This window comes from Iodidimonas muriae (assembly GCF_014647255.1).
In the GTDB taxonomy this organism is placed as follows: Bacteria; Pseudomonadota; Alphaproteobacteria; order Sphingomonadales; family Rhodothalassiaceae; genus Iodidimonas; species Iodidimonas muriae.
Genome location: NZ_BMOV01000007.1, coordinates 39,142 through 64,133, shown reverse-complemented (window position 1 = coordinate 64,133; position 24,992 = coordinate 39,142). Strand labels below are relative to the sequence as shown.

General features: G+C 54.8%; 23 protein-coding genes and 1 tRNA gene. 11 read left to right on the top strand and 13 right to left on the bottom strand.

Going from position 1 to position 24,992, the window contains the following annotated elements; translation table 11 throughout:
* Positions 1-60: 60 nt before the first annotated feature.
* Positions 61-2,142, bottom strand: coding sequence for a M13 family metallopeptidase (locus IEX96_RS10320; protein WP_150005497.1), 2,082 nt, complete (start codon positions 2,140-2,142; stop codon positions 61-63).
* A 236-nt stretch (positions 2,143-2,378) separates the two neighbouring features.
* On the opposite strand from IEX96_RS10320, the gene IEX96_RS10315 reads away from it, so the two are divergent.
* The 3 genes from IEX96_RS10315 (at position 2,379) to queE (ending at position 5,928) form a co-directional block, all read left to right on the top strand.
* Positions 2,379-4,502, top strand: a complete 2,124-nt coding sequence (locus tag IEX96_RS10315; RefSeq protein ID WP_188873882.1) for a TonB-dependent receptor — start codon at positions 2,379-2,381, stop codon at positions 4,500-4,502.
* Between the two features lie 80 nt (positions 4,503-4,582).
* Positions 4,583-5,290 (top strand): 7-cyano-7-deazaguanine synthase QueC, encoded by a 708-nt coding sequence (gene queC, locus IEX96_RS10310; RefSeq protein ID WP_150005498.1) that lies wholly within the window; start codon positions 4,583-4,585, stop codon positions 5,288-5,290.
* The gene (gene queE, locus IEX96_RS10305) at positions 5,287-5,928 is read left to right on the top strand and encodes a 7-carboxy-7-deazaguanine synthase (RefSeq protein WP_150005499.1); all 642 of its coding nucleotides are present in this window, start codon (positions 5,287-5,289) and stop codon (positions 5,926-5,928) included. Before queC ends, queE begins: the two co-directional genes overlap by 4 nt.
* Positions 5,929-5,976: 48 nt before the next feature.
* Here the strand turns inward: queE and ureG are convergent, their stop codons facing one another.
* The 11 genes from ureG to IEX96_RS10250 all read right to left on the bottom strand — a co-directional run bounded on the left by ureG (position 5,977) and on the right by IEX96_RS10250 (position 15,166).
* Positions 5,977-6,606 (bottom strand): urease accessory protein UreG, encoded by a 630-nt coding sequence (ureG, locus tag IEX96_RS10300; protein ID WP_150005500.1) that lies wholly within the window; start codon positions 6,604-6,606, stop codon positions 5,977-5,979.
* Positions 6,603-7,289, bottom strand: a complete 687-nt coding sequence (locus IEX96_RS10295) for an urease accessory protein UreF (protein ID WP_229773670.1) — start codon at positions 7,287-7,289, stop codon at positions 6,603-6,605. Before IEX96_RS10295 ends, ureG begins: the two co-directional genes overlap by 4 nt.
* On the bottom strand, positions 7,234-7,707 hold the full coding sequence (locus tag IEX96_RS10290) for an urease accessory protein UreE (protein WP_150005501.1): 474 nt from the start codon (positions 7,705-7,707) through the stop codon (positions 7,234-7,236). The genes IEX96_RS10295 and IEX96_RS10290 overlap by 56 nt, the downstream gene beginning before the upstream one ends.
* A gap of 7 nt (positions 7,708-7,714) precedes the next feature.
* Positions 7,715-9,424, bottom strand: a complete 1,710-nt coding sequence (gene ureC / locus IEX96_RS10285; RefSeq protein ID WP_150005502.1) for an urease subunit alpha — start codon at positions 9,422-9,424, stop codon at positions 7,715-7,717.
* Positions 9,424-9,729, bottom strand: a complete 306-nt coding sequence (locus IEX96_RS10280) for an urease subunit beta (protein ID WP_150005503.1) — start codon at positions 9,727-9,729, stop codon at positions 9,424-9,426. The genes ureC and IEX96_RS10280 overlap by 1 nt, the downstream gene beginning before the upstream one ends.
* Entirely contained in the window at positions 9,726-9,905 is a 180-nt protein-coding gene (locus IEX96_RS10275; protein ID WP_229773669.1) for a hypothetical protein, read from the bottom strand. Before IEX96_RS10275 ends, IEX96_RS10280 begins: the two co-directional genes overlap by 4 nt.
* Positions 9,906-9,926: 21 nt before the next feature.
* Complete coding sequence (locus IEX96_RS10270; RefSeq protein ID WP_150000253.1) at positions 9,927-10,229, bottom strand: urease subunit gamma; 303 nt, start codon at positions 10,227-10,229, stop codon at positions 9,927-9,929.
* Between the two features lie 3 nt (positions 10,230-10,232).
* Complete coding sequence (locus IEX96_RS10265) at positions 10,233-11,084, bottom strand: urease accessory protein UreD (RefSeq protein WP_229773668.1); 852 nt, start codon at positions 11,082-11,084, stop codon at positions 10,233-10,235.
* Between the two features lie 71 nt (positions 11,085-11,155).
* Positions 11,156-13,291: an ATP-binding protein gene (locus tag IEX96_RS10260; protein ID WP_188873881.1), complete on the bottom strand. Its 2,136-nt coding sequence runs from the start codon at positions 13,289-13,291 to the stop codon at positions 11,156-11,158.
* A gap of 247 nt (positions 13,292-13,538) precedes the next feature.
* The gene (ruvX, locus tag IEX96_RS10255; RefSeq protein ID WP_188873880.1) at positions 13,539-14,012 is read right to left on the bottom strand and encodes a Holliday junction resolvase RuvX; all 474 of its coding nucleotides are present in this window, start codon (positions 14,010-14,012) and stop codon (positions 13,539-13,541) included.
* Complete coding sequence (locus tag IEX96_RS10250) at positions 14,009-15,166, bottom strand: DUF3089 domain-containing protein (RefSeq protein WP_188873879.1); 1,158 nt, start codon at positions 15,164-15,166, stop codon at positions 14,009-14,011. The genes ruvX and IEX96_RS10250 overlap by 4 nt, the downstream gene beginning before the upstream one ends.
* Positions 15,167-15,410: 244 nt before the next feature.
* Between IEX96_RS10250 and gatC the strand changes: the two genes are divergently transcribed.
* The 6 genes from gatC (at position 15,411) to IEX96_RS10220 (ending at position 20,644) form a co-directional block, all read left to right on the top strand.
* Positions 15,411-15,698, top strand: coding sequence for an Asp-tRNA(Asn)/Glu-tRNA(Gln) amidotransferase subunit GatC (gene gatC / locus IEX96_RS10245; RefSeq protein ID WP_150000249.1), 288 nt, complete (start codon positions 15,411-15,413; stop codon positions 15,696-15,698).
* A gap of 1 nt (position 15,699) precedes the next feature.
* Complete coding sequence (gatA, locus tag IEX96_RS10240) at positions 15,700-17,175, top strand: Asp-tRNA(Asn)/Glu-tRNA(Gln) amidotransferase subunit GatA (protein ID WP_150005507.1); 1,476 nt, start codon at positions 15,700-15,702, stop codon at positions 17,173-17,175.
* A gap of 5 nt (positions 17,176-17,180) precedes the next feature.
* Entirely contained in the window at positions 17,181-18,680 is a 1,500-nt protein-coding gene (gatB, locus tag IEX96_RS10235) for an Asp-tRNA(Asn)/Glu-tRNA(Gln) amidotransferase subunit GatB (protein ID WP_150005508.1), read from the top strand.
* Between the two features lie 128 nt (positions 18,681-18,808).
* Positions 18,809-19,990, top strand: coding sequence for a sensor histidine kinase (locus tag IEX96_RS10230; RefSeq protein ID WP_188873878.1), 1,182 nt, complete (start codon positions 18,809-18,811; stop codon positions 19,988-19,990).
* Positions 19,991-20,183: 193 nt separating this feature from the next.
* Positions 20,184-20,462, top strand: a complete 279-nt coding sequence (locus IEX96_RS10225; protein ID WP_150005510.1) for an SEL1-like repeat protein — start codon at positions 20,184-20,186, stop codon at positions 20,460-20,462.
* 91 nt (positions 20,463-20,553) lie between these two features.
* Positions 20,554-20,644, top strand: a tRNA-Ser gene (locus tag IEX96_RS10220).
* Between the two features lie 197 nt (positions 20,645-20,841).
* Here IEX96_RS10220 and IEX96_RS10215 read toward each other — a convergent pair.
* Entirely contained in the window at positions 20,842-22,224 is a 1,383-nt protein-coding gene (locus IEX96_RS10215) for a DcaP family trimeric outer membrane transporter (protein ID WP_188873877.1), read from the bottom strand.
* A 154-nt stretch (positions 22,225-22,378) separates the two neighbouring features.
* On the opposite strand from IEX96_RS10215, the gene acs reads away from it, so the two are divergent.
* On the top strand, positions 22,379-24,349 hold the full coding sequence (gene acs / locus IEX96_RS10210; RefSeq protein ID WP_188873876.1) for an acetate--CoA ligase: 1,971 nt from the start codon (positions 22,379-22,381) through the stop codon (positions 24,347-24,349).
* Between the two features lie 2 nt (positions 24,350-24,351).
* On the top strand, positions 24,352-24,990 hold the full coding sequence (locus IEX96_RS10205) for a LuxR C-terminal-related transcriptional regulator (protein ID WP_150005512.1): 639 nt from the start codon (positions 24,352-24,354) through the stop codon (positions 24,988-24,990).
* Positions 24,991-24,992 lie beyond the last annotated feature (2 nt).

The window sequence follows — 24,992 nt, the reverse complement described above, 5'->3', positions numbered from 1 at the left end:
AAGCAGCAAAAAAGGGGCCAAAGCGGCCCCTTTTTCTATGTCTCGTTACGTCGCTGGTGCTTACCAGATGCCGACGCGCTCTTCCGGTGGAAGATACAGATCGTCGTCTTCGGTCACACCAAAGGCGTCGTACCAAACATCCATATTGCGCACCACGCCATTGACGCGGAATTCCGCAGGAGAATGCGGATCGGATTTAATACGGCGCAGCATGGATTCATCACGGTCTTTGGCGCGCCAAACCTGTGCCCAGCCAAGGAAGAAGCGCTGGTCGCCGGTCAAGCCGTCGATCACCGGGATATCCTGGCCTTCGGTGGCGATTTTATACGCTTCATAAGCAACCGAAAGACCGCCCAGATCGCCGATATTCTCGCCCATGGTCAAAGAGCCATTGACGAACTGGCCTTCCAAAGGCTCATAGGAATCATATTGGCTGCCAAGCGATTTGGTGCGGGCATCGAAATTGGCGCGATCTTCATCAGTCCACCAATTGCGTTGAACCCCTTTGGCATCGGATTTCGATCCCTGGTCATCAAAACCATGGCCCATTTCATGGCCGATCACACCGCCAATGCCGCCATAATTCACCGCCAGATCCGCATTGGGATCAAAGAACGGAGGTTGCAAAATGGCTGCCGGGAACACGATCTCGTTCCATGATGAATTATAATAGGCGTTGACCGTTTGCGGGGTCATGAACCAACGATCTTTATCGGTGGGTTCATTGAGATGGGCAATCTGGTCATCGTAGAAAAAGTCAGAGACGGCCTTGGCGTTTTTGAACAGTTCGCCCGGGACAATATTGACATCCGAGAAATCGCGCCATTTGTCGGGATAGCCGATTTTGGGATTGAAAGAGGCCAGCTTGTCAAAAGCTTCTTTCTTGGTGTCTTCGCCCATCCAGTCGATTTGTTCGATACGGCGACGATAGGCTTCGCGCAGATTTTCCACCAATTGGACCATTTTGGTCTTGGAATCTTCGGGGAAATAACGCTCCACATAGACTTGGCCGATGGCTTCGCCCAGACCTTGTCCGCCACCAACGAGATTGACGCCACGGCTCCAGCGCGGACGCTGTTCGGGTTGCCCGGAGAGCACTTTGCCGAAGAAGGCAAAATCCGCGTCGTCGATTTCTTTGGACAACAAATGGGCATGACCGGTAACGGCTTTATAGGTGAGCCATGCTTTCCATGTGTCGATGGGGGTGTTGTCGATCACATCAATCAGCGGCTGGATAGCGCTGGGGGTGGTGACATTCAGTTCTTTGAGACCGGTGATGCCGCCCGCTTCAAAAAAGGCTTTCCAATCCATGCCGGGATAGTCTTCATCCAGCTTGGCCAGCGTATAGACATTGTATGTCTTGTCGCGGTTGCGCAATTCAGTGCGGGGCCAATGATGGGTGGCGATTTCGGTTTCCAGCGCCAGGATGTTTTTGGCTTTTTCCTCTGTATCGTCTGTTCCTGTGAAGGCCAGCATCTCGGCGACATGGCTTTCATAGGCTGCACGAATGGTCTGGAAGCGCTCGTCATCGGCCAGATAATAATCACGATCAGGCAAGGTCAGGCCGCTTTGGCCGATATTGACCATATAGCGATCCGGGTTCACCCGATCGATGCCGATCCCGCCATCAATGGGGGCGGCAAGGCCTTCACGGCCAGCGCGTCCGAACATCTTGATCAGATCGTCTTTGGTTTCGATGGCGGCAATCTCGTCCAGCAATGGCTGCAAGGGCGTGATGCCTTTGGCATTCACCGTATCCTGATCCATGTAGCTGGCATAATAATCGGCAATTTTTTGCTCGATGGTGCCTTGTTCGAAGGTTTCCGATGCCAGCTGCTCGATAATGGTTTTGACACGCTCTTCAGAACGGTCACGCAGAACGGTGAAGGCGCCATAGCTGGTTTTGTCAGCCGGAATTTCGAAATTATCAAGCCAGGTGCCATTGGCATAGTGGAAGAAATCATCACCGGGATCGATCTCGGTGTTGCGGGCTTCCAGATCGACGCCCCATGTGCCTAGCTCTGCCGTTGCGGTCGTGTGTTCAACGGCTGTGGTTTCCCTGTTCTCGCTGGCGGGCTTGTTATCGCAGGCGGTCAAAGTTCCCAGACAGACCCCGGCGAGCAAGAGTGCTCTTATTGTCATTACTTTATCCTCAGATTGCTATTTGCAGCTGCATCGTGGCGCAGGTTTTAAAACACTACTGTCCTCGTGGCAATTTGCAAGCCATCCCTATGTATGGAAACCGGCAAAGCGCTTCGATTGTCCTATAAAAGCGCGATTTTTTATCTGATCCGGCCAAATTTAAGATTGACACTCACTCTTAGAAGACATATCCCTGCCTGCAGTTAATAATTATTCGCAAGTTGGAGTCTTCCTTAATGCCTGTATATCGTCGTCTTGGGGGCGCCAGCCTCGCCGTGCTCATCTGTGCAAGCACAGCTTTGGCTGAAGAGGCCGAAACCAAAATCGAAGAGATTGTCGTCAATGGAAAATATCTCTCTTTGGACAAGCTCGATTCCGTCAAGACGCCGACCCCGATCATCGACATCCCCCAAAGCCTGTCGATCATTTCCGCCGATCAGATAGAGAAGCAGTCTTTCACCAATCTGGGCGATGTGCTGCGCTATACGCCGGGCTTGTCCATCAGCCAAGGCGAAGGGCATCGGGATGCGATCATTATTCGCGGTATTGAAACAACGGCGGACTTTTTCATCGATGGCTTGCGTGATGATGTCCAGTATTTCCGTCCGCTTTATAATCTGGAACGTGTGGAGATTTTGCGTGGCTCCAATGCGCTTCTTTTCGGGCGCGGCGGCGGCGGCGGGGTGGTTAACCGCGTCACCAAGAGCCCCGAATTCGACGATCAGTTCGCCGGGTTTTCCTCCAGCCTCGACACTTTCGGGTCTTATAATATTTCCGGCGATGTTAATATGGCGGTCAGTGAAACCGCAGCCCTGCGCTTGAATGGCTTCTATGAAGAGTTGGACAATCACCGGGATTTCTTTGGCGGTGAGCGCTTTGCCATCAATCCGACGTTCGCCTTCAAGGCATCGTCTGACACCAATGTTTTGCTGTCTTATGAATATGTGGATGATGATCGGGTCGTTGATCGCGGTGTCACATCTCAGGTGGTGGAGAACGGCCCGAATGTGCCATTGAAAGGCTTCAAGAAGACCTTTTTCGGGTCGCCGGACGGGAATCGCACAACGCTTCAGGCCCATATTGCGAAGGCGCGGGTCGATCACACATTCACCGATTCCCTGCGCGGAAATCTGACCGTGCAATATGCCGATTATGACAAGCTCTATCAGAATCTGTTCGCCAATAGCGCCATAGCGGTCGGCTCCGGTTTGCCGCTACAGGTTCAACTGGATGGTTATCAGGATTTCACCGACCGGCAAAATCTCATAATCCAGACGAATTTGGTCAGCGAATTCAAGACCGGACCATTCGGCCATACGGTTCTGTTCGGTGGGGAATTCGGTGATCAGGATACGGACAATTCGCGGAACGACAATGTGTTTGCCGCCAATGGCGATGACCAGATCACCATCGCTTTCACAGACCCGCTTGATATTCCGGAGTTCTCTTTTTCCAATCAGGTGCGGGATCGGAAATCGCAGGTTCAGTTCGCGTCCGTTTATCTGCAAGACCAGATCGACGTGACCGACTGGCTGATATTGGTGGGCGGCGTTCGCTATGACCGTTTCGACATCGATGTGCTTGATATCATCGAGCAGAATGACGGTGATGGGGTAAATGGCGATTTTTCACGGGTGGACGAGAAATTCACGCCGCGCTTGGGGGCGATCTTGAAGCCTGCCGAAAATATCTCGGCCTATGCCAGTTATAGCGAAACCTTTTTGCCGCGGTCGGGGGACCAGTTCCTGACGCTTGATCTGGATACGGAAAGCACGCGCCCGCAATCTTTCAAGAACACGGAACTGGGCTTGAAGTGGGATATCCGGCCCGATCTGAGCATCACGGCGGCGCTGTTCGACCTTGACCGTTCCAGCTTCACCTCGGTCGATCCCGATGATCCAGGGCAGGTTATCGTGGTCGAAGGCTCACAGACACAGGGCTTTGAACTTCAGCTCAATGGCAAACTTACCGACCGGTGGACGATCGCGGCGGGCTATAGCTATCTCGATGGCAAGGTGCAGCAGGCAGATGGCGGGGGCAATAATGGCAACAAAACCCGGCAGACGCCTGAAAACATGATCTCGCTCTGGAACGATGTCTCTATCACGGACAAATTCGGCATTGGTTTTGGTGCGACCTATCAAGACAGCTATTTCGTGCGGGAGGACAATGCGGTGAAAGTGCCGGATTTCATCCGCGTCGATGCCGCGCTCTATTATGAACTGAGTGACAATCTCCGTCTTCAGGTGAATGTAGAGAACCTTCTGGACGAGACTTATTTCCCCGACGCCCATAGCAACACCAATATTTCGACCGGCGAGCCTATCAACGCGCGCTTCACCATCGTTGGCCGTTTTTAACGGCAGGGCATAGGCGCAGGATTCCCATGTCGGTGGCGATGTCTCTTGATCGCGCTGCCGGCATGGGATACTGACCGGCCATGACAAACGATACAGTATCCCCCCCTGCGATCCTGTTGCTTTCGGGCGGCCTGGATTCTGCAACCGTTGGTGCCATGGCGCGCGCCGATGGTTTTGCTCTTCATGCGTTGTCCTTCGATTATGGACAACGCCACAAAGCCGAGTTGCAAGCCGCCGACCGGGTGGCGAAAAGCCTTGATGTGGTGGAACATAAAGTCGCGCATATTGATCTGGCGCTGTTTGGCGGCAGTGCGCTGACAGCGGATATCGATGTTCCCAAAGGGCGCTCCACCAAGGAAATGGATACAGGCATCCCCATTACCTATGTGCCTGCCCGCAATACGATCTTCCTGTCCTATGCCCTCGCTTTTGCCGAGGTGCGCAAGGCCCGGCATATATTCATCGGTGTGAATGCGGTGGATTTTTCCGGCTATCCCGATTGTCGGCCCGATTATATCAAAGCCTTTCAAGAGATGGCCAATCTGGCCACATCGCTTGGACGGTCCGGTGAGGGGCGCATTGAAATCCGGACGCCGCTTCTTCATATGTCGAAAGCCGAGATTGTGTTGGCAGGCACAAGGCTGGATGTGGATTATGCACAAACCACAAGCTGCTATGATCCCGATGATCAAGGGCGGGCCTGTGGCGGTTGCGATGCGTGCCTGTTGCGCCGTGAAGGTTTTGAATCCGCGAGGATCAGCGACCCCACACGCTACAGGGACATATGACCTACAGCGTCAAGGAAATTTTCTATACCCTGCAAGGCGAGGGGGCAAACTCTGGTCGCGCGGCAGTGTTCTGCCGTTTTTCCGGCTGCAATCTGTGGACCGGACGGGAAAAGGACCGCACAAACGCCATCTGTCAGTTTTGCGATACGGATTTTGTGGGAACCGATGGTTCGGGAGGCGGCAAATTTAAAACGGCGCAAGATTTGGCGGACGCGGTTGCCAAAATATGGCCCCATCAAGAACAGCCCAATGTGCGGCCTTTGGTGGTTTGTACCGGTGGCGAGCCTTTGTTGCAGCTTGATGCGCTCCTGATCGACGCGCTGCACCAGGCCGGGTTCGAGATTGCGGTGGAAACCAATGGCACGCAAGCAGCACCCGAGGGGTTGGACTGGATTTGCGTCAGCCCTAAGGTAGGGGCGGAGCTGGTGCTGCAATCGGGGGATGAACTGAAATTGGTGTATCCGCAAAAAGGGGGCGAGCCGGAACGCTATGCCGCGCTGGCGTTTACGCATTTCTTTTTGCAGCCCATGGACAGCCCGCACCGTGAAGCCAATACAAACGCAGCGGTGGATTATTGCATGCGCCATCCCCAATGGCGGCTATGTCTGCAAACCCATAAATATGTGGGCATTGACTGACCAATTCGCATGGTCCGTTTCTGGCGTTTTATCGTGCAAAAGACACCGTCATTCTGCTTGGACCGGAGATAGTCCACCAATCTTGGCGATCTGTTCTAAAATCTCTGCAACGCCGTCGCCGGAGCGCAAGGAACAGAAAACAAAAGGCTTTTCGCCGCGCATTTTCAGGCAATCGCGGCGCATGATTTCAAGCGATGCCCCCACATGCGGCGCAAGATCCGTTTTATTGATGACCAACAGATCGGATTTTGTGATGGCCGGCCCGCCCTTGCGTGGAATATCTTCGCCTGCCGCCACATCGATCACATAGAGGGTCACATCTGCCAATTCCGGGCTGAATGTAGCGGATAGATTGTCGCCACCGCTTTCGATCAGCACCAGCTCCACATCGGGGTGACGGGCACGCATTTCAGCAATGGCGGCAAGATTGATCGAGGCATCCTCGCGGATCGCCGTATGGGGGCAACCGCCGGTTTCCACACCGATAATGCGATTTTGCGGCAAAATCTGTAACCGCATCAGCGCTTCAGCATCTTCCTGTGTGTAGATGTCATTGGTAATGACGCCCAGTGACAGGGCAGGGTGCAGGGCTTTTGCGATGGCGGCGGTCAAGGAGGTTTTCCCTGCGCCAACGGGGCCGCCAATCCCCAAACGCAAAGGGCCATTCAATGTAGTCATGAGCGGAAAATCCTATGGGGCAGCGTTTCATGGGTCATCGCCGCAATGTCGGAAAGAAATGCCATGCTGTGCATGTCGTCTTGTGTTTTGCCTTCGGTTTGTGCGGCAATATCGCGGCATAAAGGGGTCAGGGCGGCCAGAACCGCCTGACCATCGGTTTGGCCCAGGGGCACGAGGCGAATGGCGGCGGAAACCAGATTGCCGATAATGGCTTGCAGATAAAGTGCCGCCGTCAAGGACAGGTCGAGGCCCATGCGCCGCGCCGCATAGCCAATGGCGACGGGATAGCACAGATCGGGTTGTTCGCCCGGCCAGACCGCCCGGACGGTTTTGCTAAAGGCCGTTCCCTGTAAATGCGTTTCGCGCAGACGCTCGGCGCTGGGCGCAAAGGCCCGTGCGGTGGCATCCACATGCTCCAGATCCGCCGGATGGTCGCAGGCATAGGCCATGCGCAAAAGGATGCAGTCATTGCGTCCGCTGCCCTGCAACAAAATATCCACAAGCCAGTCCTCAAGATCTTTGGGCGTGCGGATACGCTTATCCTGTATGGCCGTTTCCAGACCATGGGAATAAGCGAATGCGCCAACAGGAAAGCTGGGTGAAAGCCACTGTGCCAATGTCAGGGCATCACAGATCATGGGCGGTGGCCCCATGGCTGTGGGAATGGGTGCGGCCATGTCCATAGGCGCCGCCTTCGGGGGTGAAGGGGGCGGTGACAGGGGTAATCTCTGCGCCGAGATGCGTTAGCATATGGCCGATAACGGGGTCATTCTGGATCAGCAGGTGGTCGCTATTGATCTGGCAGGGCGTATGGCGGTTGCCGATATGCCATGCAAGGCGCGGCAGATCTGGGCCGCTGACCTGTAACAAGTCCTCCTGTGCGGCAATGATCTCGACAAGACGGCCATCTTCAAGCTCCAGCGCATCGCCCTGATCAAGTGAATTGGTGTGCGCCAGATCAACCAGAAACGACTGGCCATCTGTGGTGACCAGTTGTTTGCGGCGCACAAAACGGGCTGCATAATCCAATTCGCACCGTGCCGCAGCGCCGGACCATTGGCCCGCACGGTGTAAAATCTGGGCGAGTGCTCTCTTTGTCATCGGGTCCTCAAAACAGGAAATAGCGTTGCGCCATGGGCAGGGTGTCAGCGGGTTGGCAGGTCAGCAATTCCCCATCGGCGCGCACCTCATAGGTCTCGGGATGCACCTCTATATGTGGGGTGGCATCATTAAGGCGCATATCCTTTTTACCGATTGTGCGCGTGTTCGTAACAGCGACGGTTTGCTTGGTTAATCCAAGACGCTCACGAACACCGCTTGCCTGCGCCGCTTCCGATACAAAGCTGATGCTGGATTGCTCCAAAGACCGCCCACAAGCCCCGAACATAGGCCGTGAATAAACCGGTTGCGGCGTTGGGATTGAAGCATTGGGATCACCCATTTGCGCCACCGCAATCGTGCCCGCAAGCAAAACCATCTCCGGTTTTACACCGAAAAAGGCCGGGGACCATAAAGCCAGATCGGCGCGTTTGCCCACAGCAATACTGCCAAGCACATGTCCCACACCTTGGGCAATGGCGGGATTGATGGTGTATTTCGCAATATAGCGCCGGACGCGGAGATTGTCATTGTCACCGGTTTCGTCCGGCAAACGCCCACGCTGCTTTTTCATCTTGTCTGCGGTTTGCCATGTGCGGATCAGGACTTCCCCTACACGTCCCATGGCCTGACTGTCGGACGCGATGATCGAAAATGCCCCCATATCATGCAAAATATCTTCGGCGGCGATGGTTTCGCGGCGAATGCGGCTTTCGGCGAAGGCCACATCTTCGGGGATCGATTTATCCAGATGATGGCACACCATTAGCATATCCAGATGTTCTTCCAGCGTGTTTACCGTGAAAGGACGGGTCGGATTGGTCGAGGACGGCAAGACATAGTCTTCACCGCAGATTTTGATGATGTCGGGCGCATGACCGCCACCCGCCCCTTCGGTGTGGAAGGCATGGATCGTCCGCCCTTTCATGGCGGCGACGGTATCTTCAACAAAGCCGCTTTCATTCAGCGTGTCCGTATGGATCATCACCTGCACATCCATATGGTCGGCCACAGACAGGCAACAATCGATGGCTTTGGGGGTGGTGCCCCAGTCTTCGTGCAGCTTCAATGCGCAGGCCCCGCCTTGTACCATTTCCACCAGCGCGGCGGGCTGGCTTGCATTGCCTTTGCCGGCCAGACCGACATTCATTGGAATGCCGTCCAACGCCTGCAACATCCGCCCGATATGCCATGGGCCCGGGGTGCAGGTGGTGGCCAGCGTGCCATGGGCCGGGCCGGTCCCGCCGCCGAAACAGGTGGTTACACCGGAATGCAGCGACTCTTCCATCTGCTGTGGGCAAATGAAATGGATATGGCTATCGATCCCACCGGCGGTCAATATACGGCCTTCTCCGGCAATGATCTCGGTGCCGGGGCCGATGATGATATCCACAGCCGATTGGGTGTCGGGATTGCCCGCCTTGCCGATGGCGTGGATCAGCCCGTCTTTCAGGGCAATATCGGCTTTGTAAATCCCCGAGTGATCGACAATCAGTGCATTGGTGATGACCGTATCCACCGCACCATCGGCCCGGCTGAACTGGGATTGCCCCATACCATCGCGGATCACCTTACCACCGCCGAATTTCACCTCTTCGCCATAAAGGGTCAGATCCCGTTCCACCTCGATGATCAGGTCGGTATCGGCAAGACGGATGCGGTCGCCGGTGGTGGGGCCATAAATGGCCGCATATTGCGCGCGTGGAATGGCCGTCGGCATCACAGATCTCCCATGACTTGACCATTGAAACCAAAAACCCGGCGCCCCCCGCCATAGGGGATCAGTTGCACCTCGCGGCGCTGCCCCGGTTCAAAGCGGATGGCGGTCCCCGCCGCAATATCAAGGCGCATGCCTTTGGCGGCAGACCGGTCGAAATCCAATGCCGGATTTGTTTCGCTAAAATGATAATGGCTGCCCACCTGAATGGGGCGGTCCCCTTTATTGGCGACCATCAAGGTGATGGCCGGGCGATCGGCATTCAGGATAATCTCTCCCGGGGCAGGAAAGATTTCACCGGGGATCATTTGCGCATCCTTTTATAGCCTGCTGCGGCAAGGAATGCACAGATCCCCGCGCCCACCAGAATCCACAGCAGATCGATCCCGTGGGGGTGCATATGCGCACCATCATGGGCAAAGGCCGTGGATCCCCAAGCGATAAAAGGAAGAGCGGCGCTTTTATACATCAATCGGTGCTTCATCGAGAATCTCCTTTTATGGCCTTATCGGATTGGATTGTGCACGGTGACCAGCTTGGTGCCATCGGGAAAAGTGGCCTCCACCTGCACATCCGGGATCATCTCGGCGACGCCCTCCATGCATTGATCGCGGCGGACCACCTGCCCACCCGCTTCCATCATATCGGCAACGGAGCGCCCGTCGCGCGCCCCTTCCACAACGGCATCGGTGATCAGGGCAATGGCTTCGGGATGGTTCAGTTTCACACCGCGAGCCAGACGTTTGCGGGCGACTTCTGCGGCCATGGCAATCAGCAATTTGTCTTTCTCACGGGGGGTCAATTGCATGTCTCATAGTCTCCATGACAAGGGCAGGGTGGATTGGGACAGATAGTCAAGGACAGGTATCAAAGATCTTCGCATTTCATAGCCGTCTGCCGCAAGCAGGCGCATCACCAAAATATCTTCGGCAATCATGCTGGCCCCTGCGGTAATGGGTAGCATTGCGCGTATCTGGCTCAATTTGGCGGAAGCCTCGGGCGCAACAAACAACAGGCTGGCCATCGCCCCGGCCCCATTTGCAATAGCCGGACGCGCAAGTCGGGCAGCGGCGTCACCGGAGAGGTCCATCCCATCGAGATAGATCGGTCGGCGGTCGCGGGTAACGGTAATTCTGTCCCGGAAAATACAATCGGTCAATCGTTCCCCCATGGCCGTCCGTCCGAATATCAATGGTTCAACCATCAGCAACCGCGCCGATTGTGTCATGTTGATCATAAGGCGTCGGTGCAAGGCGCAATGATTGAACAGGATCATTTCTTGAGGCAGCCAGTTCAACCGGGCGTCGTTTTCTATGGTTAATGTTGTGGTGAGTTGGGCGATCTCGCCAATTTGAGCACGATAGGCTTTTTCCGAAGCCTGCGTTGTCAGTGTCAGGCTTGCCCCCGCATCGGCTTGAGCCCTGATGTCGAACCGGTCTCCCCCGGTGATGCCGCCTGCCGTATTGATCAAAACAGCATTCATATGGCGGCGATGGGTGTTGGGAAAAACCATTTTCAATGACCCCGCCTGATGCAAGGTCATCAATCGTGTGCGGCCTTTATCATCTGCCCTTACACGAACAACCCCCGTACCGATTGCGCGGGGCTGTGATGCTTCCGGCGTGGCTTGCCCCCGCGTTGAATGAGGAGTAATGACGCTCATCTGTTCTGTCTTTATTCTGGATGATGGCAAGACGGAGCCAGATTGGTGCGCCAGTGGGTTTAATGCAAGCTTTACAATGCAATCTTGGGGGCGTGTCGGCTTGGAATATGGTCCATATGGATGTCCTGAGACTGGGACTGTTCCATATTTGAAGACGCGGGATTGAGGGTCAGTTGAACCCGCGTTTGCTTTCCTTCCTGGCTGAAGATCACAAGAGTTCCGCCCATATCGCTGGCGAGGCGTTTGCAAATGGCAAGGCCAAGGCCCAGCCCGTTTTCATTGGCATGGTGGCTGTTTTTCTCGAGCCGTTGAAAGGGCCGGCCAAGCAGGGCAATTTTATGCTCTGGAATACCGCAGCCCTGATCTTCCACACTAAGTGTGATGTGGGCGCCTTCGCGTTTGGCGCTCACCAGAATACGCTTGCCTTTGGCCGAAAATTTGATGGCATTGGACAGCAGATTCAGCAAAATCTGGTGAATGGCGCGACGATTACCCTGTATCGGTGCAAGATTCCTGTCGATCTTGACCCGTAAGCGCAGTTTTTTCTGGATGGCCAAGGGGCGCATCTGGATAAGTGCCTTGGCAATGGCGGGGCGCAGATCGACCGGCTCCATGTTAAGGGAGTCTTCTCCATGTTCGAGCCGGGCCAGATCCAGAACATCATTGATCAAGGACAGCAGATGCTGGCCGCTTTTGTGGATGTCGCCCACATAGCTTTTGTATTTTTCATGGCCAACGGGGCCGAAGACCTCTTCTTCGATCATCTGTGAAAAGCCGATAATGGCATTCAAGGGCGTGCGCAGTTCATGGCTCATGGTGGCGAGGAATTGGGATTTCGCTTCATTGGCCTCTTCTGCAGCACGGGTTTGTTTTTGCAGATCCCGCGAGAGCTCCAAAAGGCGGCTGTTCATTTTTTCGATTTCATAAACATCACGGATGATGGCCATAACAACCGGCCCGGTATCCAGAATGACCCGCGACAGGCTGATGCGCACTTTGAAAAGGTGCCCGTCCCGGTGGCGGGCTTCCACCGTGCGGTCCAGAACGAAACGATGAGTGCCGGTGTGGGTGTGCATGAAATTGCGCGCCACATCATCATGGTTGTCTTTGCTGTTGATCGGCAGCAGATCTTTCAAACGCAGGTCCAGAATTTCGCTGGCTTTCCAGCCAAACATCTCTTCGGCCGTCTTGTTGAATTCGATGATTTTCAACTGGCTGTCCACCGTGATGATGGCATCGGGCGCGGTGTTGTAAAGGGCCCGAAGGCGCGCCCCTAAAAGCCTGTTTTCTTCCCGCGCTTTTCTTCTTTGCTGCATTGCAAAGGCGCGAAAACGCATCATGGCAAACAGCAAAAGTGTAACCATCCCGATGACCATATATCCGCTTGGCAATTTGAGAGCCGCAGCCTGTAGATAGGACTGTTCGGATAAATGCAGTTCGATGCTGAGATCTGTATAGAGAATGGGAATGCGCTGGCTGTCGAGATTATGTGGCGGATCGGCCAGACGCGCGATTTGATAGAAAATTCCCTTTTGATGGGGCTGGGCTTTCTTTTGAGTGGCAAAATTGTAAAGGGTACGTCCGTCCCGATATAAAATGCGGGCCTGATACAGTTTCCCTTGGCCAAATTGTCCGTGCCATTGTGAGAAGAAATGATCGTCGATGCTTGCGGCTATGACGGCCACCAAGCGGCCATCGGCAGCGCGTGCCGCACGGGAAATAGTGATTTGTGTGAGGCCATCCAGACGGCTGTGGATGGGGGGAGAGTAGAAATACGGGCCGTCAAATCCGTTGAGATGCGCCTGAACATAATCGCGGTCCAGAACCATCATGCCCTTGGCGGGTTGGCCGGGCCTGAGATCTGTGTCGATCACTCCATCGGGCCGTATGATGGCGATGGTGCGCATTTGCGGCAAACGTGCCACAACGGCTTGAAGATAGGGTTGCCGGTCCTGCGTTCTGCCTGAGGCCGCCACATGCTCGGCCACCGTGCTTATCACAAGCTCGAGGGCGCGCAATCCATGGGTGATAGAGGATGCGGTTGCCGCTATATCATAGCGCATTCGGACATGTGCATCGCGGTAGGTGTTATGCACTGTCCAGACTGTGAAAATAATGGCACCCAGAACCGCAAAGGCAGCAACCAGAGCATAGCGAAGATCTGATATCCGCGCTTTTATCCGGCTAGAATGCGGTGTTTTTCCCATGCGATAGGCCGCCTTCTGTGAGGTGGTTCAACCTGCGGTATCCTCCCGACAAGAGATTAATAAAAAAATAACGCGCGAATATTTCCAAAATAAAACCCCAAAAGATTGTATTATCTGTCATTCTATATCGGAATAATTTGGCTTATTACCAAATGCCTGCCCATAGGCATGTCCCTCATAGGGAGAGCCGTGCTCCCCCTATGAAAGGCTGTGCGGATTTTTGGTTATTGCTGCGAGATTTTGGCGTTTAAAGCCGTGGGCCTTGATTGCGAAGGGCGTCCAGCGCGCCTTGCAGGATATAGGTGGCGGCCAGCTTATCCACCAATTCGGCACGGCGTTTGCGGCTTCTGTCCGCGTCGATCAACATGCGTTCCACAGCCACAGTTGACAGGCGCTCGTCCCAAAAGGCCGCGGGGAGGGGAAGTTTTTCATCGAGATTTTTGGCAAATTGCCGCACCCCTTGGCAGCGTGGGCCTTCCGTTCCGTCCATATTCACCGGTAGGCCGATGATATATCCGGCGATCTTGTGCTCGGCGATGATGGCGCGTAACCGCTCCACATCGGCGCTGAATTTGGTACGCCGAATGGTTTCCAAAGGGCTGGCGATGGTCAGCGACCGGTCGGACAAGGCAAGGCCAATGGTTTTTGTGCCCACATCAAAGCCCAAAACCCGCTGCCCATGAGAAAGTGTCGCGGAAAGTTGGTGCAGTTCCCCAATCATCTAGCGGCATCCAGAGCGGCGCTTGGGTGGCTTTCATACCATGCGGCGATGCGGTCACGCACATTGGCCCGCACATTCATGGAGAACAGGTGAATGTCGTACACATGGTAATTCTGCCCCGGCAGCAAAAACCGCGTGAAAGGCTCGCCCGGTGCGGGGGTGATATAAAGGAATCCATCGTCGCCGCAGCGGCTTTCCAGTCCCGGATTTATCGGCGCGGGCAAGGTGGCGTCGGGTGTTGGGGCAGGGGGAACAGCGCCCATATGCCGAGAAGCCGGGGCCGTCCCATCCCGTTCCCAGCTAACGGGATTTTGGCACAGCATGGGCGTTCCGGCTTTCATCAACCCGCTCAAACCGAATTGTTGGTTATAGGCATCAACCAGATAGGATGGATCACCCTCTTCGCCAAAGGTCTGCCAACTGATCATGCAGCCGGTATCTAAAGCAGTTTCGCAGGCGCCAATATCGGGAAGTGCGCCCAGATCCTGCACGGAAGAAAATGTCCAGCCGGGCAAATAGGCGGCCACCATCCGGTCCGCCAGATCCGTGCCATTGATGCGATTTTTTAGCAAAAAGCTCCCCAAAAGGGCGCCTTGGCTGTGGCCGGCCAGAATGAATGGCCGCCCTTTATTGTCTTCGCGCAGATAGTGGTCGAACGCAGCTTCCACATCGGAATAAGCCAGCATCAAAGTGGCAACCGTATCGCTATTGGCGGCCAGAAAGGCGCCGAAAGAGGCTTGGCGGTAGCGCGGGGCAAAAATACGGGCCGATGCGGCAAAGGGGCTGGCTTGCGCCTTTAAAATCGACGGCAGACTGGCCGTGGCCTGCGGTTCATCGATGGGAGCATTCCAATAGCTGGTGCCCAGATAGCTGGTGGGATGGATGAAAAATACATCCGCTTCCATAGGCGACAGCGGCTCTACGCCTTGTGGTGTGACACGGGCATTGTCATCGGCACCGGGCCGCGCTGCCCAGCTTTCGGACTTCGCATAATCGGGGGCGGGGGCTTTGGGGGCGTCTGCCAGCGATGTTTCCGGCTTCATTTGTGCCAAGGCCACCATTTGTGCCTCGTCCCAAAATACATAAAGCAGCGCTCCGCCTAGAATGGTGAGCCCCATAAGCCCTGAAACGATATATAGAAATAGCCGCGCCATGAGTTCGCCTTTCTGTTTCCCCAGCCTGTTCGGTCGTCTGCCGCCCGCTTGTCCGGTGTTTTTGACCATTGACTTATAGACGCCTGAGCCGTCGATACACGCATCTTCTTCTTTGTTGCGCCATCGCCACAATGACGCAAGCAGCAAAAGCCGTTCAGCTTGCCTTGCGTGGGGGGCTGTCAGCGTGTAGTTTTCGCCGCAATTGCGTGGGGCTGCCACGCGGTCATGAAAAAATGGGAAGACGATGTCGGTTGACAAAGCGACGGTAAAGCGGATCGCCAAACTTGCGCGCATTCGCATCGATGAAGACAGACTGGACCCAATGGCGGGCGAGTTGAACAATATCCTTGATTGGGTTGAACAATTGTCTGCGGTGGATACCGACGGCGTGAAACCCATGACCAGTGTGGTGGATCATTGTCTGCATTGGCGGGCCGATGAGGTAACCGATGGCAATAAGCGCGACGATGTGCTGTCCAATGCGCCCGATGCCGAATTCGGCTTTTTTGCAGTTCCAAAAGTGATTGAATAATATGTCCGATCTCAATGAATTGAGCATCGCAGAGGCCCGCGACCGGCTGGCGGCCCGCGATCTATCCGCCCGTGAGCTTGTGCAGGCTTCCATCGCAGCAATGGAAGCGGCAAAGCCGTTGAATATTTTTGTCACCGAAACTCCCGAGCGGGCGTTGGAAATGGCCGATGCGGCCGATGCACGCCTCAAGGCCGGTGACGCAAAGCCCATGACCGGCATCCCCGTGGCGGTGAAAGACCTGTTTTGCACCAAGGATGTGTGCACCACCGCCGGTAGCCATATGCTCGAGTCGTTCACGCCGCCTTATGAAAGCACCGTGACCGCGAATTTGTGGGACAATGGCGCCGTGATGCTGGGCAAGGTGAATATGGATGAATTCGCCATGGGATCGTCCAATGAAACCAGTGCTTATGGTCCGGTGAAAAATCCGTGGCGGCTTGGAGAAACGGACACGGTTCCCGGTGGATCTTCAGGCGGATCTGTGGCCGCTGTTGCGGGCCGCATCGCCCCATGTGCCACCGGCAGTGATACCGGCGGCTCGATTCGTCAGCCCGCGGCCTTTACCGGCACGGTGGGTTTGAAGCCTACCTATGGGCGTTGTTCGCGCTATGGCATGGTGGCCTTTGCATCGTCTTTGGATCAAGCGGGGCCGATCACCCGGTCGGTGCGCGATGCGGCGATCATGCTGGGAGCCATGGCCGGGCATGATGTGAAAGACAGCACATGCGTGGATGTGCCGGTGCCCGATTATGAAGCGGCCCTTACGGGGGATATTCGCGGCCTGAAAATCGGCATTCCCAAAGAATATCATTCCGCAGATATGCCCCGCGAAATCGAAGATATGTGGCAGCAGGGCATGGCGTGGTTGCGCGATGCGGGGGCGCAGATCGTCGATATTTCCTTGCCGCACACCAAATATGCCTTGCCTACCTATTATATCGTGGCACCGGCGGAAGCGTCGTCCAATCTGGCCCGCTATGATGGTGTGCGCTATGGCCATCGGGCGCAGCTCAAGTCCGGCGATGGCTTGACCGAGATGTATGAAGAAACCCGCGCCGAAGGTTTTGGTGAGGAGGTGAAACGCCGTATCCTGATCGGTACCTATGTGCTGTCGGCGGGATATTATGATGCCTATTATCTGAAGGCGCAGAAAATCCGCACGCTGATCGCCGATGATTTCCGTCGCGCTTATAAAAAAGTGGATGCGATCCTCACCCCCACGGCTCCCAGTGCGGCTTTTGGCTTTGGGGCAAAGCAGGATCCTTTGGCCATGTATATGAACGATGTGTTCACGGTGCCCGCGTCCCTTGCAGGGCTGCCGGGTATTTCGATCCCGGCGGCTTTGTCGGCGGAAGGTCTGCCTTTGGGTCTGCAAATCCTTGGGCGTGCCTTTGATGAAGAAACCGTTCTGAAGGTGGCTGGCGTGATGGAAGATGCCGCTGCCTTTACGGCCAAGCCCAAGACATGGTGGAGCTGACCGCAATGAGCAAAGAAGCAAAAAACTATATCGTGCATGGGGCCACCGGCGATTGGGAAATCGTTGTCGGACTTGAGGTTCATGCACAGGTGACCTCTCAGGCCAAGCTGTTCTCCGGGGCATCGACCCAGTTCGGCTCGGAACCCAATAGCAATGTCAGCCTTGTGGATGCCGCCTTCCCCGGTATGTTGCCGGTGATCAATGGGGAATGTGTGCGTCAGGCCGTGCGCACCGGGTTGGCTCTGGATGCGCAGATCAACAAATTCTCGCGCTTTGATCGTAAAAACTATTTCTATGCCGATTTGCCGCAAGGCTATCAGATCAGCCAGTTCGCGCACCCCATTGTGGGCGAAGGCGAAATGCTGGTGGAGCTTGAGGATGGCGCGACCAAAAGCATCGGTATCGAACGGCTGCATCTGGAACAGGATGCGGGGAAATCCATCCATGATCAGCACCCGCGCTATACGCTGGTCGATCTCAACCGCTCTGGCGTGGCTTTGATGGAGATTGTCTCGAAACCGGATATGCGGTCGCCGGAAGAGGCTGGGGCTTATGTGCGGAAATTGCGCACCATGCTGCGCTATATCGGCTCGTGCGATGGCAATATGGAACAGGGCTCCATGCGTGCCGATGTGAATGTGTCGGTGCGTCGCCCCGGTGAGCCTTTTGGCACGCGTTGCGAGATCAAGAATGTCAATTCCGTGCGCTTTGTGATGCAGGCCATCGAATACGAAGCCCGCCGTCAGGTGGATATTCTGGAAGCTGGCGGCAGCATCGATCAGGAAACCCGTCTGTTCGATCCCAATAAGGGGGAAACGCGGTCCATGCGCTCGAAGGAAGAAGCGCATGATTATCGCTATTTCCCTGATCCTGATTTGTTGCCGCTTGAATTCGACGATGCGTATATCGAAGAAGCCCGTGCGAGCTTGCCAGAACTGCCGGACGCCAAAAAGGCGCGCTTCGTCAAGGATTGGGGGCTTCCCGATTATAATGCCGCCACCCTTGTGGGGGAAAAGGAAAGCGCCGACTGGTTTGAAACCTTGCTGGATGCCCTGAGAAAAGGCGTGGATAGCCCGGTGGAAAAATTGGCGCCCAAGGCTTCCAACTGGATGTTGTCGGATCTTTATGGCCAGTTGAACAAGGCCGGAAAATCCTTGTCCGATTGCCCCATTACCCCCACTCAAGGGGCCGAGCTTTTGAAGCTGGTTTTTGATGGCACCATTTCCGGTTCGGCCTCGAAAGAGGTTTTGGAAGAGATGCTGCAAAGCGGCCGTAATCCGGCGGACATCGTCGAGGAAAAAGGGCTCAAGCAGGTATCGGATACCGGTGCTCTGGAGGCCATGGTGGACAAGATTCTGGCTGCCAATCCGGCTCAGGTCGAGCAATTTAAAGCCGGGAAAACCAAGGTCGTGGGCTTTTTCGTCGGGCAAGTGATGAAGGAAAGCCGCGGACAGGCCAATCCTGCGGTGGTCAATGAAATTTTGATGCGCAAATTGGCTGAGTGATCGGCGTTTGACCGGCGATCATTGTATAGACCGCAGGTGAGATATTGATGTGACCGCGCCGGACTCATAATGTCAGGGTGCGGTCATTTCTTATGAGGTCCTTTTTTCTTGGAAGGAGCAGAGAAAAAATGGACGGGATTGAGGCATTGGCGACATTTGCGCCAACCGTGCAAGCGGGTGTGGTGTGCGCTGACGTTTATGAAATATTTTCGTCCAATCCGGCTTTATTGGCCATTGCCGTGGTGGAAGACCATATCCCCATAGGCTTGGTGAACCGCCATACCCTGATCCTGAAACTGGCAGACCGTTTTGGCCGTCCCTTATTTGAAAACAAGCCTATCTCGCATTTGATGGACCCCGATCCGTTGATCGTCGAGGCGCGGGAAGACATAGAAGACTTTAGCGAGTTTGTCCTTACACATCATCCCTCGGCCATGACAGACGGGTTTATTCTTGTCAAAGAAGGGCGCTATCTGGGCATTGGAACGCCGCTCTCCATGCTGCAAGTAGGCTTGGACCGGGCAAAGAAACGCACGGAAGAACTGGAACGCGCACGGGCCATCGCAGAAAATGCCAATCAGGCAAAATCCATGTTTCTGGCCAATATGAGCCATGAATTGCGCACGCCCTTGAATGCCATCATTGGTTTTACCGATTTCATTCAGTCAGAAACGCTGGGCCGTATCGAGCCAAGACAATATGCCGATTACATCAATGATGTGAACGAGAGCGGCAAGCATTTACTGAATGTGATCAATGCCATTCTTGATATGTCGAAGGTGGAGGCAAAGCAGCTGGACCTCAAGGAAGATACAGTAGACCCTGAAGAGGTGGTGGCTGTGGTGGTGCGGATGATGGAGGACACGGCCAAGCAATATGGCGTGTCTCTTGTGATCGAAGCCAAAGGGCATATCCCCGATATTTATGCCGATGGCCAGCTGTTGCGCCAGATTTTGCTCAATCTGGTGTCCAATGCCCTGAAATTTTCAGGCGGCTCGACCAAAGTCTATGTGCGTCTGGGTGTGGGCAAGGATGGCCGTTTCTTCTTTGCGGTGGAAGATTTTGGCGTCGGGATTGCCCGGGCCGATTTGAGCCGGGTGATGGAACCGTTCGGACAGGTTGAGGGCTATCTCTCGCGGAAGGCTGAGGGCACAGGGCTTGGCCTTCCCCTGTGCAAAGCCCTGACCGAAGCACATGGGGGCGAATTCCGACTCACAAGCACATTGGGGCAGGGCACTTGTGCTGAGGTGTTTTTGCCCGCCGAACGGGTGGTCGCTTTGGATGCCGCGGCGGTAAAGGGCTTTGACTGACCCAAGCCTGCTAAGTGCTTTTTTGTAAAGTGGGGCGCTCTTATTGACGCCAGTGTAAGGGCCGTCCTGTACCGCGAAAATATAGTGTGGTATGGATAACGTTAACCATTTTTCAAATCATTGAGGGGGATCCTTGTTTCACGGACGCGCGGACCATCCGGCACCGCGGACTATCCGATAGGGAGAGGATCAAATGGGTGAGGTTGACAAAGGTCGCTCAAAAGCCCTGAAAAGATATTTGGCACGGGCGAAAACCGGCGATGCGCAGGCGCTTTATGCCCTGGGCCTTTCTTATGCCACCGGGGCCAGCGGGGCACCGGATTATGTGTCGGCGCATAAGTGGTTCAATCTGGCAGCGATGAACGGCGTTGGCCGGGCTGCGGATGACCGCGCTGAACTGGCCCGCGAGATGAGTACGGCTCAAATTGCCGCCGCCCAAAAGGCCGCGCGGGAGTGGTTGGCACACCATTAAGAGCCCGTTTCAATGGGCTGTTTTTGCAAAATTCACAGAAGTTTTGTTTAGGGCGTTGACAGAAATGGTCATGGCGATTAGACCCAGCGGCGGAGAGGTGGCCGAGTGGTCGAAGGCGCTCCCCTGCTAAGGGAGTATGGGTCAAAAGCTCATCGAGGGTTCGAATCCCTTCCTCTCCGCCACTTACCAAATAAAATCAATAAATTATGGGCTGTGCGGCATAGTCCCCGTCGATTTCCCGTATCTATGTGCTTGGCTGTACGCCAGCAGATGTCATATGTCGGCTTTAGAAAACAATTTCCTTATTGCGGCATGAAGATATGCCAAGGGCCTTGGGCAGCCCTTGGGCGGACTCCGCTAATCCAAGGCTGATCAATATTCAGAATTTATATTTGGCGGATACCTGAATCTTTTGCAGATTGTCGGCCGCGCCATTTTCCAGTTCACGATTGGCGTACATATATTCTATTCCCAGATCCAGCGGCGGGACAGGCGAATAGATTATATTTCCAAAGATATTCCAGCTTTCATCTGTCACGCTTCCTGTCGTGAGTGTTACGGGGTTATCGGCTTTGAAATAGCTGCCGGAAAGCGTGGACCGGAGAGTGTCTGTCCACATATGGCGATAGGCAAGGAAGCCGGAGTAGGTGGCGATCGGATCAAGGCTGCCATCGGTGCGCAAAGCGGCATCATTGACGATATTGAGGCCAATATAGCGCCCCAATCCCTGACCGGCTGTTGCCATGAAGCGAACATCATCACGGGCACCCAGATTCAACTTGCCCGACAGGCTAAGGCCATAGCCAATGGCATCATCGGAAATCCGGCCAAAATCATCGGGTTTCACGCGAAGCACCCGACCGATGGCGGCGGCTGTCAGATGACCCATATCGCTTTTAAGATTGTAGCGCAAAACCACATCCGGCAGGCTGTCATCCCCTGTCACAACGCGGCCACCCGTGGGGCTGGTAACGGTTGTTTCGGGCTGTTCAACAGCGATCTGAAGTCCGCCATAGCTGTACCGGACCATTGGTTGGCGGTTGAAAATGGTGCCGGGTGTCGGTCCAATAAAGTCGAGCGCTTCGGGCAATGCCCCTACATCTTGAAAGGTGGACCATGCCTGACCGAATAACCAATTGTCGAAGGTGATATAGGCTTGCCGCAAACGCGGTGTATAGCTATTGGAAACCCGCTCGTCACCGCCGTTGGTGACCATGAAATCCATCTCGATTTTCGAGCCCAGCTTATGTCCGCTACCCACATTGGTTTTGGTTTCAAGAATGATGCGGCTTTGGCGCGCACTGAAATCAGTATCAAATCCGGACGATGTTCCGCCAACGGGGATGGCGCCGGGAATTAAAAAGTCCCGCACGATGCTCCCCGTTTCAACCTGACCGCCGCTGCTTCGTTGCGAGATGGCATCTATTTTTACATAGCCGCCGTAAGTCACACGCGTTTTTCCGACAGCGAAGCTATTATCGTCTGCGGATTGTTCGGCCACTTTGGTTTCTACCGCTGCCGTTCTTTCAGCGAGAGCGCGTGTCTCTGAAATTGCTTGTTGGGCCTGTTGTGCAACGGCGATATCGCTTGCTGCCGGCGCACTCTCTTTTGCATCCATGCGATTGATCAAACTGGTTACCAAAGCTTCCAACCGGTCCAACCGGGCATCGACATCGCTATCTTGGGCCAGTGCTTGGGATGTGCTCAGCATTGTCGCGGATAGTAGAAATCCCTTGATTAGAAGTCTTGCTGCCTTGGCCATGCCTCATCCTCCCCTTCGCTTATATCCAGCAAGGGTGACAGGCGATCTGGCGCGGGGAAATTAGCCAATGGTCTATACGACCAATGTCGCATTCAAAGCGCATGAACCTTTTGGATAGACTGGCTTTGAACTTGTAAGAGATGGGGAGACGAGCATGTTGGATCGCTTAGATATAAAAGCCAGGGCCGGTGATAAAACGATCATTCCCTCACCGCAGGAAGGGGCCCCAACGCATTGCACTGCCGAAGAGTATGATCGTCTCTATGCGGAAAGCATATCCAATCCCGATGCATTCTGGGCGAAGCAGGCGCAACGGCTGGACTGGATTTCCAAGCCGACCAAAATATCCAACTGGTCCTTCGATCCTGTCGATATCAAATGGTATGAAGATGGCTGTCTGAACATCTGTTATAATGCCCTCGATCGCCATGTGGAGGCGGGTAGAGGCGATGTGACGGCGCTGATTTTTGAGCCGGATGATCCGGAGCAGGGCGGCCGCACACTGACCTATGCCGAGCTTCTTGCCGACGTTGTCAAAATGGCGGGCACTCTGAAAAAACTGGGTGTCAAAAAGGGCGACCGGGTTACCATCTATATGCCGATGATTGTCGAGGGCGCGGTTGCCATGCTGGCCTGTTCCAGGATCGGCGCGATCCATTCCGTGGTGTTTGGCGGCTTCTCTCCCGAAGCGCTGGCAGGGCGGATCAAGGATTGCAAAAGCAACTATGTCATTACGGTAGATGCCGGTCTGCGTGGGGGAAAGACTGTTCCCCTTAAAGCCAATGTGGATGCCGCGCTGGACCATGATGGTGTGGATGTGGCGGCGGTGCTGGTTGTGAACCATGCCGGTATTGATGTGGCCATAACCGAAGGCCGCGATCACTGGTATCACGAGATTGGCGCAGATGTGGACGCCGATTGCCCCTGCGAGCCGATGAATGCCGAGGACCCGTTATTCATACTCTATACATCGGGATCAACGGGAACCCCGAAAGGGGTGTTGCACACGACCGGCGGCTATGCCGTCTGGGTGGCAACCACCTTTCATTATGTGTTTGATTATAAGCTGGGCGAAGTATTCTGGTGCAGCGCCGACATTGGTTGGGTCACCGGACATAGTTATATTGTCTATGGCCCGCTTTTGAACGGCGCGACGGAAGTGATGTTCGAAGGTATTCCGAATTATCCTGATTTTGGCCGTTTCTGGGAAATCGTTGCCAAATACAAGGTCAATATTTTCTATACGGCGCCCACCGCGATCCGTGCGCTGATGCGCGAAGGCGAGGCGCCGGTGAAAGCGCATGACCGTTCGTCCATTCGCTTGCTGGGGACTGTCGGGGAACCGATCAATCCCGAAGCGTGGCGCTGGTATTATGATGTGGTTGGCGAAGGAAAATCGCCCATTATCGACACATGGTGGCAGACCGAAACCGGTGGAACGATGATCACCACTTTGCCGGGCGCACATGGGATGAAACCCGGAAGTGCCGGAAAGCCGTTCTTTGGTATTCAACCGCAACTGGTTGATAATGAAGGGACTGTTCTTGAAGGCGCGACCAGTGGAAATCTGTGCATCATTGCCAGCTGGCCGGGGCAGGCACGATCAGTTTATGGCGATCATGAACGCTTCATCCACACGTATTTTTCCACCTATAAGGGGAAATATTTCACGGGTGATGGCTGTAAGCGCGATGAGGACGATTATTACTGGATCACCGGTCGCGTTGATGATGTGATCAATGTCTCCGGCCATCGCATGGGCACGGCAGAGGTGGAATCGGCACTGGTTTCCCATCCCAAAGTCGCCGAGGCGGCGGTTGTTGGCTATCCGCATGACATAAAGGGGCAGGGCATTTATTGCTATGTGACCTTGAATGCCGGCGTGGAAACATCGGAAGAATTGATCACCGAACTGCGCGGCCATGTCCGCATAGAGATCGGCCCCATCGCCACGCCCGATCACCTTCATCTGACGCCGGCGCTTCCCAAAACCCGTTCAGGTAAAATCATGCGGCGGATTTTGCGCAAGATTGCCGAGAATGATTATGGGGCGCTGGGTGATACATCCACACTTGCAGATCCCGGTGTTGTTGATAGTCTGATCGAAGGAAGGTTGAACAGGTAGCTATGGCCCGTATCATCATCGCTGATGACCATCCGCTATTCAGGGGTGCATTATGTCAGGCGGTGCAGAAAGTCTGGCCGCAAGCTGATATTGTGGAGGCCGAGACTGTGGCGGAGGCGACGATCGCCGCCACAGCTGGCCCTGCCGACCTTTTGCTCCTTGATCTGCATATGAAGGACAGCGATGGGCTTACTGCGCTGCTTGATTTGCGTCACGAATTTCCCGCGCTTCCTGTTGTGGTTGTTTCTGCCAGTGAAGAAGGCCGGGTCGTGCGCGCATGTCAAAGCCTTGGCGCATCGGGTTTCATTCCCAAATCGGTTAATCTGGATGTGATGCGCGAAGCCCTCACTCAAATTCGTGATGGCGATATATGGTTCGATACAAATGTTACCGAAAGCGAAGATGATACGGCATTGTTCGATAAGCTGGCCAGTTTGACACCGGCTCAACGACGCATATTGAATCTGATCAGCCAAGGGATGCTCAACAAACAGATTGCCTATCAAATGGAGATTAGCGAGGCGACCGTCAAAGCCCATATCACCGCTATTTTCCGCAAATTGGATGTCATCAGCCGCACACAAGCGGTTTTAGTCGCCAAACAGCTGGATGTAGATATGCCAGAGGTTAAATCGGTCTGAGA

Coding starts and splice junctions, on each gene's coding strand:
- IEX96_RS10320 (WP_150005497.1), bottom strand. CDS start 2,142: ATGACAATAAGAGCACTCTTGCTCGCCGGGGTCTGTCTGGGAACTTTG.
- IEX96_RS10315 (WP_188873882.1), top strand. CDS start 2,379: ATGCCTGTATATCGTCGTCTTGGGGGCGCCAGCCTCGCCGTGCTCATC.
- queC (WP_150005498.1), top strand. CDS start 4,583: ATGACAAACGATACAGTATCCCCCCCTGCGATCCTGTTGCTTTCGGGC.
- queE (WP_150005499.1), top strand. CDS start 5,287: ATGACCTACAGCGTCAAGGAAATTTTCTATACCCTGCAAGGCGAGGGG.
- ureG (WP_150005500.1), bottom strand. CDS start 6,606: ATGACTACATTGAATGGCCCTTTGCGTTTGGGGATTGGCGGCCCCGTT.
- IEX96_RS10295 (WP_229773670.1), bottom strand. CDS start 7,289: ATGGACATGGCCGCACCCATTCCCACAGCCATGGGGCCACCGCCCATG.
- IEX96_RS10290 (WP_150005501.1), bottom strand. CDS start 7,707: ATGACAAAGAGAGCACTCGCCCAGATTTTACACCGTGCGGGCCAATGG.
- ureC (WP_150005502.1), bottom strand. CDS start 9,424: ATGCCGACGGCCATTCCACGCGCGCAATATGCGGCCATTTATGGCCCC.
- IEX96_RS10280 (WP_150005503.1), bottom strand. CDS start 9,729: ATGATCCCCGGTGAAATCTTTCCTGCCCCGGGAGAGATTATCCTGAAT.
- IEX96_RS10275 (WP_229773669.1), bottom strand. CDS start 9,905: ATGAAGCACCGATTGATGTATAAAAGCGCCGCTCTTCCTTTTATCGCT.
- IEX96_RS10270 (WP_150000253.1), bottom strand. CDS start 10,229: ATGCAATTGACCCCCCGTGAGAAAGACAAATTGCTGATTGCCATGGCC.
- IEX96_RS10265 (WP_229773668.1), bottom strand. CDS start 11,084: ATGAGCGTCATTACTCCTCATTCAACGCGGGGGCAAGCCACGCCGGAA.
- IEX96_RS10260 (WP_188873881.1), bottom strand. CDS start 13,291: ATGGGAAAAACACCGCATTCTAGCCGGATAAAAGCGCGGATATCAGAT.
- ruvX (WP_188873880.1), bottom strand. CDS start 14,012: ATGATTGGGGAACTGCACCAACTTTCCGCGACACTTTCTCATGGGCAG.
- IEX96_RS10250 (WP_188873879.1), bottom strand. CDS start 15,166: ATGGCGCGGCTATTTCTATATATCGTTTCAGGGCTTATGGGGCTCACC.
- gatC (WP_150000249.1), top strand. CDS start 15,411: ATGTCGGTTGACAAAGCGACGGTAAAGCGGATCGCCAAACTTGCGCGC.
- gatA (WP_150005507.1), top strand. CDS start 15,700: ATGTCCGATCTCAATGAATTGAGCATCGCAGAGGCCCGCGACCGGCTG.
- gatB (WP_150005508.1), top strand. CDS start 17,181: ATGAGCAAAGAAGCAAAAAACTATATCGTGCATGGGGCCACCGGCGAT.
- IEX96_RS10230 (WP_188873878.1), top strand. CDS start 18,809: ATGGACGGGATTGAGGCATTGGCGACATTTGCGCCAACCGTGCAAGCG.
- IEX96_RS10225 (WP_150005510.1), top strand. CDS start 20,184: ATGGGTGAGGTTGACAAAGGTCGCTCAAAAGCCCTGAAAAGATATTTG.
- IEX96_RS10215 (WP_188873877.1), bottom strand. CDS start 22,224: ATGGCCAAGGCAGCAAGACTTCTAATCAAGGGATTTCTACTATCCGCG.
- acs (WP_188873876.1), top strand. CDS start 22,379: ATGTTGGATCGCTTAGATATAAAAGCCAGGGCCGGTGATAAAACGATC.
- IEX96_RS10205 (WP_150005512.1), top strand. CDS start 24,352: ATGGCCCGTATCATCATCGCTGATGACCATCCGCTATTCAGGGGTGCA.